Genomic DNA, 19519 nt, shown 5'->3' with positions numbered 1-19519 from the left:
CAAGGTTCCATGCGCAGGCTGTTCCGTGACGTCGAGGGCGGGCCCTTGTGCCCCCAGGGCAGCGTGGTCTGCATCGGCGCCTTCGATGGCCTGCACCTCGGGCATCAGGCGCTGGTGCGGGCCGCGTCGGCGCGCGCGCGTGCGGCCGGCCTGGCCACGGTGGCGCTGAGCTTCGAGCCGCTGCCGCGCGAATTCTTCGCCGCCGCCGCGCCGCCGCCGCGGCTGACCCTGCCGCGGGCCAAGGTCGAGGGCCTGCGCGCGCTCGGCGCCGAGGTGGTGGGGCTGCTGCGTTTCGACGCCCGGCTGGCGGCGATGACCGCGGAGGACTTCGTCGAGCGCGTGCTGGTCGGCCGGCTCGGCGCGCGCGAGGTGTGGGTCGGGCCCGAGTTCCGCTTCGGCAAGGGGCGGGCGGGTGACCTGGCGCTGCTGCAGGCGCTCGGCGCCCGGCTCGGCTTCCGCGCCGAGGCGATCGCGCCGGTGGCGCTGGACGGCGAGCGCGTGTCGGCCACGCGCGTGCGCGCCGCGCTCGCGGCCGGCGCGTTCGAGCAGGTCGCGCGCCTGCTCGGCCGCCCGTACGCGATCGGCGGGCGGGTGGTGCTCGGCAACCGCCTCGGCCGCACCCTCGGCTATCCGACCGCGAACCTGCGCTTCGACGGGCGCACGCCGCCGCTGGCGGGCATCTTCGCCGCGCGCGTGCACGGCGTCGGCGCGCAGCCGTGGCCGGCGGTGGCGAGCTTCGGCACCCGGCCGACGGTGGGCGGCGGCGAGCACCTGCTCGAGGCGCATCTGTTCGACTTCGACGGCGACCTGTACGGCCGCCGGATCGAGGTCGAGTTCGTCGCCCGCCTGCGCGACGAACTGAAATTCGAATCGCTGCCTGCGCTGGTCGCGCAGATGCACCAGGACGCCGCGCTCGCCCGGCGCCTGCTCGGACTGGAACCACAACGGGCCCACGCGTGAGCCACGACTACAAAGCCACCATCCACCTGCCTGCCACCGATTTCCCGATGCGCGGCGACCTGCCCAAGCGCGAGCCGGAGACGCTCGCGCGCTGGGAGGCCGAGGGCCTGTACGCCCGCATCCGCGAGCGCGTGCGCGGCCGGCCGACCTTCGTCCTGCACGACGGCCCGCCGTACGCCAACGGCTCGATCCACATCGGGCACGCGGTCAACAAGGTGCTCAAGGACATCGTGGTCCGGTCGAAGCTGCTGTCGGGCTACGACGCGCCTTACGTGCCGGGCTGGGACTGCCACGGCCTGCCGATCGAGCATGCGGTGGAGAAGAAGTTCGGCAAGGTCGGCGAGAAGCTCGACCCGGCCGCGTTCCGCGCCAGGTGCCGCGAATACGCGCAGGAGCAGATCGAGGGCCAGCGCCGCGACTTCAAGCGCCTGGGCGTGATCGGCGACTGGGACAACCCGTACCGGACCATGGATTTCCGCTACGAGGCGGACATCGTGCGTTCGCTGGCGCGAATCGTCGAGCGCGGGCACCTGACCCGCGGGGTCAAGCCGGTGCACTGGTGCTTCGACTGCGGCTCGGCGCTGGCCGAGGCCGAGATCGAATATGCCGACCGCACCTCGCCGGCGATCGACGTGGCCTATCGCGCGCGCCAGCCGCAGGCGCTGGCCGCGGCCTTCGGCGTGGCCCTGCCGGAGGGCGTGTCGGTGGCGGTGCCGATCTGGACCACCACGCCGTGGACGCTGCCGGCGAGCCTGGCGGTCACGCTCGGCCCGGACCTCGAATACGCGCTGGTGGAAGGCCCGCCGCGCGACGGCGCGCGGCAGTGGCTGGTGCTGGCCGCGCCGCTCGCCGAGCGCGCGCTGCGCCGCTACGGCGTGGAGGAAGCGAAGGTGCACGGCTACGCCAGCGGCACCGAGCTGGAAGGCCATCGCCTGCAGCATCCGTTCTATCCCGAACGCGAGATCCCGCTCGCGCTCGGCGAGCACGTCTCGGCCGAGGACGGCACCGGCGCGGTGCACACCGCGCCGGGCCACGGCCAGGAGGACTTCGCGGTCGGCCAGCGTTACGGCCTGATCGAGCGCTACGGCGCCGCCCAGCTCAATCCGGTGGACGGACGCGGCGCCTACCTGCCGTCCACCCCGCCCGCCGACGGCGTGGCCCTGGCCGGCGTGCACATCTGGAAGGCGAACGAGCTGCTGATCGGCGTGCTGCGCGCAAACGGCGCGCTGCTGGCGCACGCACCGCTGCAGCACAGCTATCCGCACTGCTGGCGGCACAAGACCCCGGTGGCGTTCCGCGCCACCCCGCAGTGGTTCATCTCGATGGAACAGGCCGGGCTGCGCCGCGACGCGCTGGCCGCGATCGGCCAGGTGGGCTGGGTGCCGGACTGGGGCCAGGCGCGGATCGAGGCGATGGTGGAGGGCCGTCCCGACTGGTGCATCTCGCGCCAGCGCACCTGGGGCGTGCCGCTCGCGCTGTTCGTGCACCGCGAGAGCGGCGAGCCGCATCCGGACACGCCGGCGTTGATGCGCCGCGTCGCCGAACGCATCGAGCAGGGCGGGGTGGACGCGTGGTACGCGCTCGACCCGGTCGAACTGCTCGGCGCGGAGGCCGCGCAGTACGAGAAGACCACCGACATCCTCGACGTCTGGTTCGACTCCGGCGTCAGCCACGAATGCGTGCTCGCCCGACGCGCCGACGACGGCCTGTCCAAGCCCGCCGACCTGTACCTGGAGGGCTCCGACCAGCACCGCGGCTGGTTCCAGTCCTCGCTGCTCACCGCGGTGGCGATGGACGGCGCGGCCGCGTACCGCCAGGTGCTGACCCACGGCTTCACCGTGGACGCGCAGGGCAAGAAGATGTCGAAGTCGCTCGGCAACGTGGTCGAGCCGCAGAAGGTGATCGGCGCGATGGGCGCCGACGTGCTGCGGCTGTGGATCGCCTCCACCGACTACCGGCACGAGATGTCGGTGTCGGACGAGATCCTCAAGCGCACCGGCGACGTGTACCGCCGCATCCGCAACACCGCGCGCTTCCTGCTCGGCAACCTGCACGGCTTCGACCCGGCGCGCCACCTGTGCCCGCCCGAGGGCATGGTCGCGCTCGACCGCTGGATCGTGCACCGCGCCTGGGACCTGCAGCGCCGGATCGTGTCCGCCTACGAGCGCTACGACTTCGCCGAGGTGGTGCAGGCGCTGGGCAACTTCTGCAGCGTGGACCTCGGCGCGCTGTACCTGGACGTCACCAAGGACCGGCTCTACACCATGCCGGAGGACTCGCGCGGGCGCCGCTCGGCGCAGAGCGCGATGTACCGGATCGCGGAAGGCTTCGTGCGCTGGATCGCGCCGGTGCTGGCGTTCACCGCCGACGAGATGTGGCGGCACATGCCGGGCGAACGCTCCGGCAACGTGCTGTTCGAGACCTGGTACGACGGCCTGGCCCCGCTCGAGGACGGCCCGTTGCTGCCGGCCGACTTCGAGCGCCTGCTGGCGCTGCGCGAGCAGGTGACGCGGGTGCTCGAACCGATGCGCGCCGACGGCGCGATCGGCGCCGCGCTCGAGGCCGAGATCACCCTGCGCTGCGGCGTGGCCGACCAGAACTGGCTGGCGCCGCTGCTGGAGGAGCTGCGCTTCCTGTTCATCAGCGGCGACGTGCACCTGGTCGCCGACGATGCCGCCACCGAGATCGCCGTCGCCGCCGCGCCGACGCAGAAGCCCAAGTGCGTGCGCTGCTGGCACCACCGCGCCGACGTCGGCAGCGTGCCGGCGCATCCGGAGCTGTGCCGGCGCTGCGTGTCGAACGTGGACGGCCCGGGCGAGACGCGGCGGTGGTTCTGAGCATGCGCAGGACGACCCCCAACGCGCTGCCCTGGCTGCTGCTCTCGGCGGTGGTCTTCGTGCTCGACCAGTGGACCAAGGCCTGGGTGCTGGCCGAACTGCCGGAATACACCCCGATCCCGGTGATCGAGGGCTTCTGGAACTGGTACCGCACCTACAACACCGGCGCCGCGTTCAGCTTCCTGAGCGATGCCGGCGGCTGGCAGCACTGGTTCTTCATCGGCCTGGCGCTGGCGATCAGCGGCCTGCTCGCGTACTGGCTCGCGCGCACCCGGCGCGGCGACTGGAAGACCGCGCTGCCGTTCGCGCTGGTGATCGGCGGCGCGCTCGGCAACGTCGTGGACCGGCTGCGCCACGGCCACGTGGTGGATTTCGTGCAGTGGTACTGGCGCGACTGGTACTGGCCCGCGTTCAACGTCGCCGACGCGGCGATCGTGGCCGGCGCGGTCGGCATCGCCCTGTTCGGCCTGTTCGCCAGGCCCGGCAAGCCGTAGGGCGGCCTTGCCCCGCCACCGCAGGAGTAGAATCCCGCCGATGGAAGTCCTTCTCGCCAACCCCCGCGGTTTCTGCGCCGGCGTGGACCGTGCGATCGAGATCGTCAAGCGCGCCATCGAGCTGCTCGGCGCGCCGATCTACGTGCGCCACGAGGTCGTGCACAACCGCTACGTGGTCGAGGACCTGCGCAACCGCGGCGCGATCTTCGTCGAGGAACTCGACGAGGTGCCCGACGGCGCCACCGTGATCTTCTCCGCCCACGGCGTCTCGCAGGCGGTGCGCGCCGAGGCCGCGCGCCGCGGCCTGAAGGTGTTCGACGCCACCTGCCCGCTGGTGACCAAGGTGCACCTGGAAGTCGCGCGCCAGTGCCGCGCCGGCCGCGACATGGTCCTGATCGGCCACGCCGGCCACCCCGAGGTCGAGGGCACGATGGGGCAGTGGAACGCGGAGGCCGGCCCCGGCCGCATCTTCCTGGTCGAGGACCTGGACGACGTCGCCGCGCTCGCCCTGCCGCAGCCCGAGCATTGCGCCTACACCACCCAGACCACGCTCTCGGTGGACGACACCCGCGAGATCATCGCCGCCCTGCGCCACAAGTACCCCGCGATCCAGGGCCCGAAGAACGACGACATCTGCTACGCCACCCAGAACCGCCAGGACGCCGTGCGCGAACTCGCCCGGCACTGCGACCTGGTGCTGGTGGTGGGCTCGCCCAACAGCTCCAACTCCAACCGCCTGCGCGAGCTGGCCGAGCGCGAAGGCGTGGAGGCGCACCTCATCGATGGCGCCGAGGGCATTGACCCGCGCTGGGCCGAGGGCCGCCGCTGCATTGGCGTCACCGCCGGCGCCTCCGCCCCCGAGGTGCTGGTGCAGGGCGTGCTCCAGCGCCTGCGCGAACTCGGCGCCGGCGCCGTGCGCGAACTGCACGGCGAGCCCGAGGACATGGTCTTCGCCCTGCCGAAGGAACTGCGGGTGCAGTTGGTCGGTTGAGCCAAACCCGCTAGAATCTGCCTCCCCGCAGGCCCCGGCCCCGCCGGCCCGCCCAAGGAACCCGCCGGAATAGCTCAGCTGGTAGAGCGGCGCATTCGTAATGCGTAGGTCGTAGGTTCGAATCCTATTTCCGGCACCACGTCCGTTCGGTCGGTGACCACCGCCCGCACCCCCCGACCGAAGGCCGCCATGCCTCCCGGTCCCCGCAGGCCCGCCCAGTGCGGGCCTGTCGCTTTTTGGGGTCGGCGGACACGCCGCATCTCAGTTCCTGCGACGCGCTCCGTTATCCTCGACGCATACCGACTACACGCGCGACTCGCCCCGATGGCCAAAGCCAAGACCGCCCACGTCTGCAACGAATGCGGCGCGGAGTTCAGCAAGTGGCAGGGCCAGTGCGGCGAATGCGGGGCGTGGAATTCGCTCAGCGAGATCGTGCTCGAACCGGCGCGCGCCGCCGGGGCCGGGCCGGCGAATCGGCGCGCGGGCTGGACCGGGCAGGTGGATCCGCCGCGCATCACCGCGCTCAAGGACGTGCGCCATGCCGAGGAGGCGCGGGTGTCCACCGGCATCGGCGAGTTCGACCGCGTGCTCGGCGGCGGGCTGGTGGAGGGCGCGGTGGTGCTGGTCGGCGGCGATCCGGGCATCGGCAAGTCCACGCTGCTGCTGCAGGCGCTGGCGCGCATGGCCGACGCGCGGCCCGGGCCGGCCCTGGACGGCCTGTACGTGACCGGCGAGGAGTCGCTGGCGCAGGTGGCCGGGCGCGCGGTGCGGCTGGGGCTGCCGCTCGACGGCCTGCACGCGCTGGCCGAGACCGGGATCGAGCGGATCCTCGAACACGCGGCGCAGGCGCGGCCCAAGGTGATCGTGGCGGACTCGGTGCAGACGCTGTGGACCGCGCAGCTCACCGCCGCGCCGGGCTCGGTGAGCCAGGTGCGCGAGAGCGCCGCGCGCCTGGTGCGCTACGCCAAGGAGACCGGCACCGCGGTGTTCCTGGTCGGGCACGTGACCAAGGAGGGCGGCATCGCCGGCCCGCGCGTGCTCGAGCACATGGTGGACGCGGTGCTGTATTTCGAGGGCGAGAGCGGCAGCCGCTTCCGCGTGCTGCGCGCGTTCAAGAACCGCTTCGGCGCGGTCAACGAGCTGGGCGTGTTCGCGATGGGCGAGCAGGGCCTGAAGGAGGTGCCGAACCCGTCGGCGATCTTCCTCTCCGGCGGCAGCCTGCACCAGCCGGGCAGTTGCGTGATGGTCACGCGCGAGGGCACGCGGCCGCTGCTGGTGGAAGTGCAGGCGCTGGTGGACGCCTCGCCCCTGTCCAACCCGCGCCGGGTCACGGTCGGCCTGGAGCAGAACCGGCTGGCGATGCTGCTGGCGGTGCTGCACCGGCACGGCGGCGTGGCGGTCGGCGACCAGGACGTGTTCGTCAACGTGGTCGGCGGGATCCGCGTGCAGGAAACCGCGGCCGACCTGCCGGTGCTGCTGGCGGTGCTGTCCTCGCTGCGCGACCGACCGCTGCCGGAGAAGACCATCGCCTTCGGCGAGATCGGCCTGTCCGGCGAGATCCGGCCGGTGCCCAACGGCGAGGAACGGTTGAAGGAAGCCGCCACCCACGGCTTCGCCCGCGCGATCGTGCCGCGCGCGAACGTGCCCAAGGGGGCGCGCCTGAAGGGCCTGGAAGTGATCCCGGTCGAGCGGTTGTCGGACGCGCTGGCCGCGGCGGTGTGAGCGCCGCGGGGCAGGGCCTGCGCTAGGTCCGCCCCAGCACCAGCTCCAGCACGAACTTGCTGCCGAAGAACGCGAGCACCAGCAGCGCCATCGCCAGCAGGGTCCAGCGCACCGCGGTGCGGCCGCGCCAGCCGTGGCGCCAGCGGCCCCACAGCAGCGCGCCGAAGGCGAGCCACGACAGCACGCTGAGCACGGTCTTGTGCACCAGGTGCTGGGCCAGCAGGTTCTCCACGAACAGCACCCCGGTCAGCAGGGTGGCGGTGAGCAGGGCGAAGCCGACCGCGATGGTGCGCAGCAGCAGCGATTCGAGTTGCACCAGCGGCGGCAGCGCGCGCAGCCAGGGATGGAACTCGCGCCGGCGCAGCGCGCGCTCCTGCGCCCACAGCAGCCCGGCCAGCAGCGCCGCGACCGCGAGCGTGGCGTAGGCCAGCAGCGCCGACCAGGCGTGCAGTTGCAGGCGCCAGCCCAGCGCCTCGCCCGGGGCGGGCCCGGCCAGCGCCCAGGCCAGCAGCGAGGCGGCGGCGACCGGGAACGTGACCACGCCCAGCGCCGCCATCCGGCCGCGCGCGCCGTAGAGCGTGGTCAGCGCGGCCATGCCCAGGCCCACCAGCGACAGCGCGGCGAAGAAATGCAGGTCGAGCCCGCCGTCCTCGCGCCAGCCGGCGGCATGCGCGGCGGCATGCAGGGCCACGGCGGCCACGGCCGGCAGCAGCCAGGCGCGCGCCTGCCGCTCCGGATCGCGGCGCACGCCCGCGGCCAGCAACCCGGCCGCGGCCAGGTACAACCCCTCGGCGATGAGAACGATTGTCATCGGCGAAGTGTCGCACAGGGGCGGGCCGGGGGAGGAAGCCCGGTACAATTTCCCTTCTTTCCCCGACCCTCCCCCGCCGCAATGTTCGAATCCCTCACCCAGCGCCTGTCCGGCACCATCGAGCGCCTGCGCGGCCGCGGCCGGCTGACCGAGGAGAACATCCGCGAATCGCTGCGCGAGGTGCGCATCGCCCTGCTCGAGGCCGACGTGGCGCTGCCGGTGGTGCAGGCCCTGATCGAGCGGATCAAGGTGCGCGCGGTCGGCCAGGAAGTGCTGAAGTCGCTGACCCCGGGCCAGGCCCTGATCCGGGTGGTGCGCGACGAGCTGACCACGGTGATGGGCGCGCAGGCCGCGGACCTGAACCTCAACGTCGCCCCGCCGGCGGTGATCCTGATGGCCGGCCTGCAGGGCGCGGGCAAGACCACCACCGTCGCCAAGCTCGCCAAGCACCTCAAGGAGCGCCGCAGGAAGAAGGTGATGGTGGTCAGCGCCGACGTGTACCGCCCGGCCGCGATCGAGCAGCTCAGGACCCTGGCGCAGCAGGTGGACGTGCTGTTCTTCCCGTCGGATCCGGCGCAGAAGCCGGAGGCGATCGTGCGCGCCGCGATCGAGGACGCGCGCCGCTCCTACGTGGACGTGCTGATCGTGGACACCGCCGGCCGCACCTCGATCGACGCGGCGATGATGGCCGAGATCAAGGCCCTGCATGCCGCGGTGCAGCCGGTCGAGACCCTGTTCGTGGTGGACTCGATGACCGGCCAGGACGCCGCGGTCACGGCCAAGCACTTCGCCGAGGCGCTGCCGCTGACCGGCGTGGTCCTGACCAAGACCGACGGCGACGCGCGCGGCGGCGCCGCGCTCTCGGTGCGCTACATCACCGGCCGCCCGATCAAGTTCATCGGCACCGGCGAGAAGCCCGACGGGCTGGACGTGTTCCATCCCGACCGCATCGCCAGCCGCATCCTCGACATGGGCGACGTGCTCTCGCTGGTGGAGCAGGTCGAGCAGCAGGTGGACAGGGAGAAGGCCGCCAAGCTCGCCGAGAAGGTGGTCAAGGGCAAGAAGTTCGACCTCAACGACATGCGCGACCAGCTCGAGCAGATGCAGAAGATGGGCGGCCTGCACGGGCTGATGGACAAGCTGCCCGGCATCGGCCAGGTGCCCGAGCACCTCAAGCAGCAGGTCACCGGCAAGGAAGTGCCGCGCATGATCGCCATCATCAACTCGATGACGAAGAAGGAGCGCCGCAACCCGGCCATCCTCAACGGCAGCCGCCGCGCCCGCATCGCCCGCGGCGCCGGCCTGACGCCCGCCGACGTCAACAAGCTGATGAAGCAGTACCAGCAGATGGAAAAGATGATGGCCAAGCTCTCCAGCGGCGGCATGAAGGGCCTGATGCGGGGGATGCGCGGGATGATGGGCGGGCGCGGGCCGTTCGGCTGACTGGGGGCGGGTGGTTTCCCTTGCCCCGCCAATGGCTTACACTAACCGGCTTACCCTGCCATCCCGGCAGCTGGGCAACACCGAAGAGCCATGGTCAAGATCCGCCTGACGCGGGGCGGCGCCAAGAAGCGCCCCTTCTACCACATCATCGTCACCGACAGCCGCAGCGCGCGCGACGGCCGCAACATCGAGCGCCTCGGGTACTACAACCCGGTCGCCGCGGGCAACGACAAGCGCGTCGAGCTCGACGTGGAGCGCGTCAAGTACTGGCTGGGCCAGGGTGCGCAGCTGACCGAGAAGGTCGCCAGCCTGTACAAGCAGGTGTCGAAGGCCGCCTCGGCCTGATCCGGACCGGCCGCATCCGCGGCCGGCCTTCCCGCCGATGACCGATACGGCGCACCCGGCCGGGCAGCAGCGCATGCTGGTGATGGGCCGGGTGCACGGCCCGTTCGGCGTGCGCGGCGAGCTCAAGCTCGAGTCGTTCACCGACCCGCCCGCCGCGATCTTCCGCTACCAGCCCTGGCTCCTGCGCACGCCGCAGGGCCGCGAGCTGCCCGTGTCCGGGGCCCGCGGCCGGCCCGGCGGCAAGGGGCTGGTCGCGCGCGTGCCCGGCTGCGACGACCGCGACGCCGCGGAAGACCTGCGTGGCGCCGAGGTGCTGGTGCCGCGCAGCGTATTGCCGCCCCCGGCCCCGGGCGAGTACTACTGGGTGGACCTGGAGGGCCTGCGGGTGGTCAACCTCGACGGCGTGGAGTTCGGCACCGTCTCGCACCTGTTCTCCACCGGCGTCAACGACGTGCTGGTGGTGCAGGGCGAACGCGAGCGCATGATCCCGTTCCGCGAGCCGGACTACATCCGCTCGGTGGACTTCGCCGCCGGCCTGATCACGGTGGACTGGGACGCCGATTTCTAGCCCGGCCAGGCCGCCATGCGCATCGACGTCGTCACCCTGTTCCCCGACTACATCCGCTACTGCGCCGGCTTCGGCGTGGTCGGGCGTGCGCTCGAGCGCGGGCTGCTGGCGGTGCACGGCTGGAACCCGCGCGACTACGCCGAGGGCAATTACCGGCGGGTGGACGACCGTCCGTTCGGCGGCGGCCCTGGCATGGTGATGATGATCGACCCGCTGCGTACCTGCCTGCAGGCGGTGCGTGCCGCCGATCCCGCACCCGCGCCGGTGATCTATCTCAGCCCGCAGGGCCCGCGCCTGACCCAGCGCAAGGTCCGCGAGCTGGCCGGCCGCGAGCGCCTGATCCTGCTCTGCGGCCGTTACGAGGGGGTGGACGAGCGCCTGATCCAGGCCGAGGTGGACGAGGAGTTGTCCATCGGCGATTACGTGCTCTCCGGCGGCGAGCCGGCCGCGGTGGTGGTGATAGACGCCATCGCCCGGCTCCAGGAGGGGGCGCTGGGGGACGCCGAATCCGCGGTCCAGGACAGCTTCGAGGACGGCCTGCTCGATTGCCCGCACTACACCCGCCCGGTGGAACACGCCCTGGGTCGGGTCCCGGAGGTGCTGCTCTCGGGCAACCATGCCGAGATCGCCCGCTGGCGGCGGATGGAGGCCCTGGGCCGGACCTGGCTGCGGCGCCCGGACCTGCTCGACGAGGCCCGCCTGTCCCCGGCCGACCGCGCCCTGCTGGAGGCCTTCCGCCGCCAGTACGCCGCCGCCCTCGAGGAACCGGACGGGGACGCGTAAGCCCCTAGCCACGCTGGAAAAAAGCCGGCTATAATGCGCGGCTTCGCGCATACGCCACGGCGCGCCGTCCCGGCCCGCCCCAGAACGACAGAACAGGCCGTCCCATGAACAAGCCCTCGCTCCACACCCTGTTGCAGAACTTCGAGGCCGAGCAGGCCCAGCGCCAGCTGCCCGAGTTCGGCCCCGGCGACACCGTGGTCGTCAACGTCAAGGTCAAGGAAGGCAACCGTGAGCGCGTCCAGGCGTACGAGGGCGTGGTGATCGCGAAGAAGAACGCCGGCTTGAACTCCTCGTTCACCGTGCGCAAGATCTCCCACGGCTACGGCGTGGAGCGCGTGTTCCAGACCCACAGCCCGGCGATCGAGTCGGTCGAGGTCAAGCGCCGCGGCGACGTGCGTGCCGGCAAGCTGTATTACCTGCGCGGCCTGGAAGGCAAGAAGGCGCGCATCAAGGAAGACCTGTCGGCGAGGGCCAAGGCGCAGTAATCCGCGCCGCATCCGCCTCGACGGCCGCCCCAGGGCGGCCGTCGTCGTTTCGGGCCCCTGTACGCACGCGCCGCCGGTTCAGGCACGGCTCGGGCGGCGGCGTAAACTCAGCCGTATCCGACGCCCCGGCCGCTTCCGTGCCGTCCGCCGTCCGCCACTGCGAATTCCGCTTCTACGAGGAACTCAACGACTTCCTCCCGCCCGAATGCCGGCGGCGCGGCTTCATCCACGCCTTCGACGGCACGCCGGCGGTGAAGGACCGGATCGAGTCGCTCGGTGTGCCGCACACCGAGGTGGACCTGATCCTGGTGGACGGCGAGTCGGTCGGCTTCGCCCATCGCCTGCGGGGCGGCGAGCGGGTCGCGGTCTATCCGGTGTTCGAGCGCTTCGAACTGGCGGGCGTGAGCCGGTTGCGGCCGCAGCCGCTGCGCGGGCCGCGCTTCGTGGTGGACGTGCACCTGGGGCGCCTGGCCGCCTACCTGCGCCTGCTCGGCTTCGACTGCCTGTACCGCAACGATTACGACGACGACACGCTGCTGGCGATCTCGCGCGCCGAGCACCGCATCGTGCTGACCCGCGATACCGGCCTGCTCAAGCGTTCCGCGCTCACCCACGGCGCCTTCGTCCATGCCACCGAACCGCGGCGGCAACTGCGCGAGGTGCTGGACCGGTTCCAGCTCGAGGCGCGGATCGCGCCGTTCACCCGCTGTGCGCGTTGCAACGGCACCGTGGCGCGCCTGCCGGACGGCGAGGGCGCCGACGCGGCGCCGGCGAACGTGGTCCGCGACGGCGCGGCGCTGAGCCGCTGCCGCGGGTGCGGCCAGCTGTACTGGCACGGCAGCCACCAGGCCCGGCTGCGCCAGCGCCTGGCCGAAGTGGGGGTTCCGATCTGACAATGGACCGCATGCACGCACACGCCGCCACCGATCCGCTGCGCCTGGACGTCTGGCTCTGGGCCGCGCGCTTCTTCAAGACCCGCAGCCTGGCCCGGCAGGCGATCGAGACCGGCAAGGTCGAGGTCGGCGGCCAACGCGCCAAGCCCTCGCGCGCGGTGCGGGTGGGCGATGCCCTGCGCGTGGTCCGCGCCGGCGAGACGTTCGAGATCGTGGTGCGCGCGCTCAGCGACACGCGCGGGCCGGCGAGCATCGCGCAGACGCTGTACGAGGAACCCGAGGCCTCGCGCACCCGCCGCGAGGCCGAACGCGCGCTGCGCGCCGCCGAGCGCGCCGGCTACCGCCCGCCCGAGACCCGGCCCGACAAGCGCGCCCGCCGCCTGATCCGGGCCCTGGGCGACATAGACGCGCTGTAGCCGCCTACGGATACACCGGCAATTCCGGATTGCGCCGGAACTCGAAGATCAACCGCGTCTCGATGTGCGCCACCTCCGGCCGCTGGGTGAAGGCGGTGAGGGCGAAGTCGCGCAGGTGGCCGCTGTCGCGCACCCCGACGTGGACCAGGAAGTCGTCGGCGCCGGCGAGGTGGTAGAACGCCAGCACCTCGGGCAGGCGCAGCAGGTGGTCGTGGAAGCCGTCCACCAGGTCGCGCGAATGGCGCGTGAGCCGCACCGCGATCAGCGCCTGCAGGCCGATGCCCACCGCTTCCGGGGCGATCTCGGCGTGGAAGCCGAGGATCGCCCGCGACTCGCGCAGCCGCCGCACCCGTTCCAGGGCGGTGGAGGGGGCGATGCCCGCCTTCGCCGCGAGGTCCTTGTTCGGCAGCCGAGCATTCTTCCGCAGCAGCCGCAGGAGGGCGAAGTCGATTCGGTCCAGGCGGGGCATGGGCGTCGTCCGCGAAATTTTCTTCGGGAACAGCATTGTAGAGTGAACCGCGTTCTAGGATCGCGCCGGTTTTCGCACGATCCAGGCCCGCCATGACCCGCTTCGACACCCGTGCCGTCCACGCCGGCCGCGAGGATTTCCAGGCCCTGTGCGTACACGCGCCGCCGCTGGACCTGTCCACCACCTATCCGGTGGCCGACCTGGCGGTCGGCACCGCCAGTTTCGATGCGCTGGTGGGCGGGGAGGCGGGCGCGCCGAATCCGATCTACGCCCGCCTGCACAACCCCACCGTGGCCCGCACCGAGGCCGCGCTCGCGGTGCTCGAGGGCACCGAGGCCTGCGTCGCCTTCGCCTCGGGCATGGCCGCGCTGACCGCGGTCCTGCTCGAGCGGCGCCAGCACGGCGCGCACGTGCTGGTGGTGCGGCCGCTGTACGGCACCTCGGACCACCTGCTGGCCAGCGGCCTGTGCGGGCTCGAGGCCGAGTTCGTCGAGGCCGGCGAGATCGCCGCCCGGCGCCGCCCGGACACCGCGCTGGTGATCATCGAGACGCCGGCGAACCCGACCCTCGACCTGGTGGACATCCGCGCCGCGGTGGCCGCCGCCGGCGAGGTGCCGGTGCTGGTGGATTCGACCTTCGCCACCCCGGTGCTGCAGACCCCGGCCGCGCTCGGCGCGACCTATGTGCTGCACAGCGCGACCAAGTTCCTGGGCGGCCATGGCGACGTGATTGCCGGCGTGGTCTGCTGCAGCGAGGAACACGCCCGGCCGCTGCGCACCGTGCGCGCGGCCACCGGCGCGCTGCTGCATCCGCTGGCCGCCTACCTGCTGCACCGCGGCCTGCCGACGCTGGCGCTGCGGGTGGAACGCGCGCAGGCCAACGCCGAGGTGCTCTCGCGCCGGCTGGCCGCGCATCCGGCGGTCTCGCGCGTGCACTATCCGGGCCTGCGCACGGTGCGCAACGCGCACCTGCTGGGCACCCAGCAGCGCGGCCCGGGCAGCCTGATCGCGTTCGAGATGGCCGGCGGCTACCAGGCCGCGGCGGCGGTGATGCGCCAGGTGCGGCTGATGACGCCGGCGGTGAGCCTGGGCTCGGTGGATACCCTGATCCAGCACCCCGCGGGGCTGACCCATCGCGTGGTCAGCGAGAGCGCGAAGGCCGCCAGCGGCATCACCCCCGGCCTGCTGCGGCTGTCGGTCGGCATCGAGCACGCCGACGACCTGTGGGACGACCTGCGGCAGGCGATCGAGGCCGCCGCCAGCGCCACCCGGGTGGCCGACGCCGCCTGAGCGCGACGCGCGCCAGGACACGGGCGGCGCCGCTGGGGCGCCGCGCCGTGGCGTGATCAAGACGGTTGCTCAGGCCAGGTCGAAGCGGTCGAGGGTCATCACCTTGTCCCAGGCCGCGACGAAGTCGCGCACGAACTTCTCCTGCGCATCGGCGCAGGCATAGACCTCGGCCTGTGCGCGCAGCTCGGCGTTGGCGCCGAACACCAGGTCCACCCGGGTCGCGGTCCACTGGGTGCGGCCGCTGCGGCGGTCGCGGCCTTCGAAGAGTTCGGCGTCCGGCGTGACCGGCCTCCACTCCGTGCCCATGTCGAGCAGGTGGACGAAGAAGTCGTTGCCGAGCACGCCCGACCGTTCGGTCAGGACCCCGTGCGCGGTCTGGCCGAAGTTGGCGCCGAGCACGCGCAGCCCGCCGATCAGCACCGTCATCTCCGGCGCGGTCAGGGTGAGCTGCAGCGCCTTGTCGAGCAGCAGGGCCTCGGCCGGGACCGGGGGCTTGCCGCGCACGTAGTTGCGGAAGCCGTCGGCGAGAGGTTCGAGCACGGCGAAGGAGGCCGCGTCGGTCTGTGCGGGCGTGGCGTCGGTGCGCCCCGGTGCGAACGGCACGGCGATGTCGAAGCCGGCCGCCTGCGCCGCGCGCTCGATCGCGGCGCCGCCCGCCAGCACGATCAGGTCGGCCAGCGAGATCTTCCTGCCGCCCGGTGCGCGGGCGTTGAACTCGGCGCGGATGCCTTCCAGGATCCGGAGCACCTTCGCCAGCCGTTCGGGCTGGTTGACCTCCCAGTCCTTCTGCGGCGCGAGCCGGATCCGCGCGCCGTTGGCGCCGCCGCGCTTGTCGGAGGCGCGGAAGGTGGAAGCGGAGGCCCACGCGGTGGACACCAGTTCGGCGGTGGACAGGCCCGAGTCGAGCACGCGGGCCTTCAGCACGGCGATGTCCTCCGCGTCCACCAGCGGATGCTCCACCGGCGGCAGCGGGTCCTGCCACAGGAAGTCCTCCTGCGGCACTTCCGGGCCCAGGTAGCGGGCCTTCGGGCCCATGTCGCGGTGGGTCAGCTTGAACCAGGCCCGGGCAAAGGCGCGGGCGAACGCGTCCGGATCCTCCAGGAAGCGGCGCGAGATCTTCTCGTAGACGGGGTCGAAGCGCAGCGACAGATCGGTGGTCAGCATGGTCGGGACATGCCGCTTCGACGGGTCGTGCGCGTCCGGGATGATCGCCGGGGCGCCCTTGGCCACCCACTGGTGCGCGCCGGCCGGGCTCTTGCTCAGCTCCCACTCGTAGCCGAACAGATGCCTGAAGTAGTCATGGCCCCAGCGGGTCGGCGTGGTGGTCCAGGTGACTTCCAGGCCGCTGGTGATGGTGTCGGCGCCCTTGCCGCTGCCGTGGCTGCTGAACCAGCCCAGGCCCTGTGCTTCCAGCGGCGCCGCTTCCGGATCGGGCCCGACGTGGCTCGCCGGGCCGGCGCCGTGGGCCTTGCCGAAGGTGTGGCCGCCGGCGATCAGCGCCACGGTCTCCTCGTCGTCCATCGCCATGCGGGCGAAGGTCTCGCGGATGTCGCGCGCCGCCGCGACCGGGTCGGGGTTGCCGTCCGGCCCTTCCGGATTGACGTAGATCAGCCCCATCTGCACGGCGGCGAGCGGGCTTTCGAGCTCGCGGTCGCCGCTGTGGCGCCGGTCCTCGAGCCAGGCGGTCTCCGAACCCCAGTACACGTCCTCGTCCGGTTCCCAGGTGTCCTCGCGGCCGCCGCCGAAACCGAGCGGCTGGAAGCCCATGGACTCCAGGGCGACGTTGCCGGCCAGGATCATCAGGTCGGCCCAGGAGATGCTGCTGCCGTATTTCTGCTTGATCGGCCAGAGCAGGCGGCGCGCCTTGTCGAGATTGACGTTGTCGGGCCAGGCGTCGAGCGGGGCGAAGCGCTGCTGGCCCCGGCCCGCACCGCCGCGGCCGTCGCCGACCCGGTAGGTGCCGGCGGCGTGCCAGGCCATGCGGATCATCAGCCCGCCGTAGTGGCCGAAATCGGCCGGCCACCAGTCCTGCGAGTCGGTCATCAGCGCGTGCAGGTCGCGCTTGAGCGCGGCGTAGTCCAGGCGCTTGAAGGCTTCGGCGTAGTCGAAGCCGGGGCCCATCGGGTTGGACTTCGACGAGTGGCGGTGGAGCAGGTCCACCCGCAGGCGGTTCGGCCACCAGTCCCGGTTCTGCGTGCCGCCGCCGGCGGTGTGCTTGAACGGGCACTTCGAGAGGTTCGACATCATGGGGATGCTCCTGTCAGGTCCGGGATCGTGCGGCGGGCGCGGCCAGGCCGGGCCGTTTCCCTGCCAGGCGACCATAGCGCCCGGTTTTCCTGACGGGAAATCGAATGATCCGACGGTTTCGATATAGGCAGGCTATCGGCGCCGTGCCGCGGCCCGGCTCAGAGCAGGGCCTTGAGCCGGTACAGCGCCTCCAGCGCCTGCTTCGGCGTGAGTTCGTCCGGATCGAGCGCGGCCAGCGCGTCGAGCGCGGCGTGCGCGGGCGCGAACAGGCCGAACTGCTGCGGCGCGTCCAGCGCCTGCGCGGTCAGCGGCGCACGCGGTGCGTCGCGGCCCTGCTGCTCGAGTTCGGCCAGGCGCGCGCGCGCCTGCCGGATCACCATCTTCGGCAGGCCCGCGAGCGCGGCCACCTGCAGGCCGAAGCTGCGGTCGGCCGGGCCGTCCTTGACCGCGTGCATGAACACCAGTTGCTCGCCGTGCTCGACTGCGTCCAGGTGCACGTTGGCGATGCCGCTGCCGGGTTCGGCCAGCGTGGTCAGCTCGAAGTAATGAGTGGCGAACAGCGTCCAGCTGCGGTTGACCGAGGCCAGGTGGCGGGCCACGGCGTCGGCCAGCGCCAGGCCGTCGTAGGTCGAGGTGCCGCGGCCGATCTCGTCCATCAGCACCAGCGACTGCTCGGTGGCGTGGTGCAGGATGTACGAGGTCTCGGCCATCTCGACCATGAAGGTGGACTGGCCGCGGGCGAGGTCGTCGCCGGCGCCGATGCGGGTCAGGATCCGGTCCACCGGCCCGATCGTGGCGCGCGCGGCGGGGACGAAGCTGCCGATGTGCGCGAGCAGCACGATCAGCGCGTTCTGCCGCATGTAGGTGCTCTTGCCGCCCATGTTCGGGCCGGTGATCACCAGCATCCGGCGCGCCTCGTCCAGGATCAGGTCGTTGGGCTCGAACGGCTCCTCGCGCACCGCTTCCACCACCGGGTGGCGGCCGCGCTCGATGCGGATGCCGGGCGTGTCGCTCAACTCCGGCTGCGCCCAGTCCAGCGCCTGCGCGCGCTCGGCGAAGCAGGCCAGCGCATCCAGTTCGGACAGCGCCGCGGCGCAGCGCTTGAGCGGCTCCAGCCGTTGGTTGAGCGCGTCGAGCAGGCCGTCGTAGAGCAGCTTCTCGCGCGCCAGCGCGCGCTCGCGCGCCGACAGCACCTTGTCCTCGAAGGCCTTCAGTTCCTCGGTGATGTAGCGCTCGGCGCCGGTCAGGGTCTGGCGCCGGGTGTAGCGCGCAGGGGCCTTGTCGGCCTGCCCCTTGCTGATCTCGATGTAGTAGCCGTGGACGCGGTTGTAGCCGACCTTGAGCGTGGGGATGCCGGTGGCCTCGCGCTCGCGCGCCTCCAGGTCCACCAGGAACCGGTCGGCGTGGGTGCTGAGCATGCGCAGCTCGTCGAGTTCGGCGTCGTAGCCGGCCGCGATCACGCCGCCGTCGCGCGCCAGCACCGGCGGCTGCGGCACCACCGCGCGCTGCAGCAGGGCGCAGGTGTCGGCGTGCTCGCCGAGTTCGGCGGCCAGCGCCTGCAGCCGCGGCGAGTCGAGCGGCGCGAGCAGCGTGCGCACCTGCGGCAGCAGGGCCAGGCCGTCGCGCAGGGTCGAGAGGTCGCGCGGACGCGCGCTGCGCAGGGCCACCCGGGCCAGGATGCGTTCGAGGTCGCCGAGCGCGCGGAACGCCTCGCGCAGCGGCGCGTCGGCACGGTGCTCGATCAGCATGGCCACCGCATGGTGGCGCTCGCCGACCACGCGCCGGTCGCGCAGCGGCCGGTGCAGCCAGCGCCGCAGCAGGCGCCCGCCCATCGGCGTGATCGTGCTGTCGAGCACGCCGAGCAGGGTGTTGCGGGTGTCGCCGTCCACGCGCGTATCCAATTCGAGGTGGCGGCGGGTGGCGGCGTTCATCGCGATCGCGCCGTCGCTGGCCTCGAGCGCGATCGCGGTCAGGTGCGGCAGGCGCTGCTTCTGCGTCTCCTCGATGTAGCCGAGCAGGGCGCCCGCGGCGGCGACCGCCAGCGGCCGGCCCTCGAGGCCGAAGCCGGTCAGGTCGTGGACGCGGAAGAACTGCAGCAGCTGCCGCCGTCCGCTGTCGGCGTCGAACAGCCAGGGCGCGCGCCGGCGCAGGCCGGGGCGGGTGGTGACGAAGGCGGGCCAGCCGGCCTCGTCGGGCAGCAGCAGCTCGGCCGGATCCAGCCGCGCCAGCTCGGCCTCGAGCGCGTCGTCGCTGCCGACCTCGTTGACCAGGAAGCGGCCGCCGGCCAGGTCCGCCCAGGCCAGGCCGTAGCCGCCGCGTCCGCGGGACAGGGCCAGCAGCAGGGTGTCGCGGCGCTCGGCGAGCAGGGCTTCGTCGGTGACCGTACCGGGGGTGACGATCCGCACTACCTTGCGCTCGACCAGGCCCTTGGCCAGCGCCGGGTCGCCGATCTGCTCGCAGATCGCCACCGACTCCCCCAGCGCCACCAGCCGTGCCAGGTAGCTCTCGCAGGCGTGCACCGGCACGCCGGCCATCGGGATCGGCTGGCCGGCGGACATGCCGCGCTGGGTCAGGGTGATGTCGAGCAAGCGCGCGGCCTTGCGCGCGTCGTCGTAGAACAGCTCGTAGAAGTCGCCCATCCGGAAGAACAGCAGCACGTCCGGATGCTCCGCCTTGGCGGCGAAGTACTGGCGCATCAGCGGAGTATGGGCCTCGCGCGCGGCGGGCGCGGGGGTGTCGGTCTGGGTCACGGGCGCAAGGGGGAGG

General features: G+C 72.4%; 17 protein-coding genes and 1 tRNA gene. 14 read left to right on the top strand and 4 right to left on the bottom strand.

The window, feature by feature from the left end; all coding sequences use genetic code 11:
• The first annotated feature begins 9 nt into the window (after positions 1 to 9).
• From FPV26_RS00635 to radA, 6 genes are all read left to right on the top strand, one after another.
• On the top strand, positions 10 to 960 hold the full coding sequence (locus FPV26_RS00635; protein WP_147651453.1) for a bifunctional riboflavin kinase/FAD synthetase: 951 nt from the start codon (positions 10 to 12) through the stop codon (positions 958 to 960).
• Entirely contained in the window at positions 957 to 3797 is a 2841-nt protein-coding gene (gene ileS, locus FPV26_RS00630) for an isoleucine--tRNA ligase (RefSeq protein WP_147651450.1), read from the top strand. The genes FPV26_RS00635 and ileS overlap by 4 nt, the downstream gene beginning before the upstream one ends.
• Before the next feature lie 2 nt (positions 3798 to 3799).
• Entirely contained in the window at positions 3800 to 4291 is a 492-nt protein-coding gene (gene lspA / locus FPV26_RS00625; RefSeq protein ID WP_147651448.1) for a signal peptidase II, read from the top strand.
• Positions 4292 to 4331: 40 nt separating this feature from the next.
• Positions 4332 to 5282: a 4-hydroxy-3-methylbut-2-enyl diphosphate reductase gene (gene ispH / locus FPV26_RS00620; protein WP_147651446.1), complete on the top strand. Its 951-nt coding sequence runs from the start codon at positions 4332 to 4334 to the stop codon at positions 5280 to 5282.
• Positions 5283 to 5345: 63 nt separating this feature from the next.
• Positions 5346 to 5421: transfer RNA gene (locus FPV26_RS00615), tRNA-Thr, on the top strand.
• Between the two features lie 185 nt (positions 5422 to 5606).
• On the top strand, positions 5607 to 7004 hold the full coding sequence (radA, locus tag FPV26_RS00610; RefSeq protein WP_147651444.1) for a DNA repair protein RadA: 1398 nt from the start codon (positions 5607 to 5609) through the stop codon (positions 7002 to 7004).
• Between the two features lie 22 nt (positions 7005 to 7026).
• On the opposite strand, the gene FPV26_RS00605 is transcribed toward radA, so the two are convergent.
• Positions 7027 to 7815 carry a cytochrome C assembly family protein gene (locus tag FPV26_RS00605; protein WP_181952519.1) on the bottom strand — a complete coding sequence of 263 codons (789 nt, stop codon included), beginning with the start codon at positions 7813 to 7815 and terminating at the stop codon, positions 7027 to 7029.
• 81 nt (positions 7816 to 7896) lie between these two features.
• On the opposite strand from FPV26_RS00605, the gene ffh reads away from it, so the two are divergent.
• From ffh to FPV26_RS00570, 7 genes are all read left to right on the top strand, one after another.
• Entirely contained in the window at positions 7897 to 9258 is a 1362-nt protein-coding gene (ffh, locus tag FPV26_RS00600; protein WP_147651441.1) for a signal recognition particle protein, read from the top strand.
• Between the two features lie 90 nt (positions 9259 to 9348).
• Positions 9349 to 9603, top strand: a complete 255-nt coding sequence (gene rpsP / locus FPV26_RS00595; protein WP_147651439.1) for a 30S ribosomal protein S16 — start codon at positions 9349 to 9351, stop codon at positions 9601 to 9603.
• 37 nt (positions 9604 to 9640) lie between these two features.
• Entirely contained in the window at positions 9641 to 10171 is a 531-nt protein-coding gene (gene rimM, locus FPV26_RS00590) for a ribosome maturation factor RimM (RefSeq protein WP_147651437.1), read from the top strand.
• Positions 10172 to 10186: 15 nt separating this feature from the next.
• Positions 10187 to 10954 (top strand): tRNA (guanosine(37)-N1)-methyltransferase TrmD, encoded by a 768-nt coding sequence (gene trmD / locus FPV26_RS00585; protein WP_147651435.1) that lies wholly within the window; start codon positions 10187 to 10189, stop codon positions 10952 to 10954.
• Between the two features lie 104 nt (positions 10955 to 11058).
• A complete protein-coding gene (gene rplS / locus FPV26_RS00580) occupies positions 11059 to 11439 on the top strand; it encodes a 50S ribosomal protein L19 (RefSeq protein ID WP_147651433.1) in 381 nt (126 codons plus the stop codon).
• Positions 11440 to 11576: 137 nt separating this feature from the next.
• On the top strand, positions 11577 to 12332 hold the full coding sequence (locus tag FPV26_RS00575) for a Mut7-C RNAse domain-containing protein (RefSeq protein WP_147651430.1): 756 nt from the start codon (positions 11577 to 11579) through the stop codon (positions 12330 to 12332).
• Between the two features lie 11 nt (positions 12333 to 12343).
• Positions 12344 to 12748, top strand: coding sequence for an RNA-binding S4 domain-containing protein (locus FPV26_RS00570; protein WP_147651428.1), 405 nt, complete (start codon positions 12344 to 12346; stop codon positions 12746 to 12748).
• 4 nt (positions 12749 to 12752) lie between these two features.
• Here FPV26_RS00570 and FPV26_RS00565 read toward each other — a convergent pair whose 3' ends face one another.
• Positions 12753 to 13217 carry an Lrp/AsnC family transcriptional regulator gene (locus FPV26_RS00565; protein WP_147651426.1) on the bottom strand — a complete coding sequence of 155 codons (465 nt, stop codon included), beginning with the start codon at positions 13215 to 13217 and terminating at the stop codon, positions 12753 to 12755.
• 92 nt (positions 13218 to 13309) lie between these two features.
• Between FPV26_RS00565 and FPV26_RS00560 the strand changes: the two genes are divergently transcribed.
• Positions 13310 to 14506 (top strand): trans-sulfuration enzyme family protein, encoded by a 1197-nt coding sequence (locus FPV26_RS00560; RefSeq protein WP_147651424.1) that lies wholly within the window; start codon positions 13310 to 13312, stop codon positions 14504 to 14506.
• Positions 14507 to 14575: 69 nt separating this feature from the next.
• Here FPV26_RS00560 and katG read toward each other — a convergent pair whose 3' ends face one another.
• Together katG and mutS are read right to left on the bottom strand one after the other, a co-directional pair.
• Entirely contained in the window at positions 14576 to 16750 is a 2175-nt protein-coding gene (gene katG, locus FPV26_RS00555; RefSeq protein WP_181952531.1) for a catalase/peroxidase HPI, read from the bottom strand.
• A 161-nt stretch (positions 16751 to 16911) separates the two neighbouring features.
• A complete protein-coding gene (gene mutS / locus FPV26_RS00550; protein WP_147651758.1) occupies positions 16912 to 19449 on the bottom strand; it encodes a DNA mismatch repair protein MutS in 2538 nt (845 codons plus the stop codon).
• Positions 19450 to 19519 lie beyond the last annotated feature (70 nt).

It is taken from the genome of Vulcaniibacterium gelatinicum, from assembly GCF_008033445.1.
Classification (GTDB): Bacteria; Pseudomonadota; Gammaproteobacteria; order Xanthomonadales; family Xanthomonadaceae; genus Vulcaniibacterium_B; species Vulcaniibacterium_B gelatinicum.
Note: the sequence above shows the minus strand (reverse complement) of the source record. Positions and strands in the feature narration are given on the sequence as shown.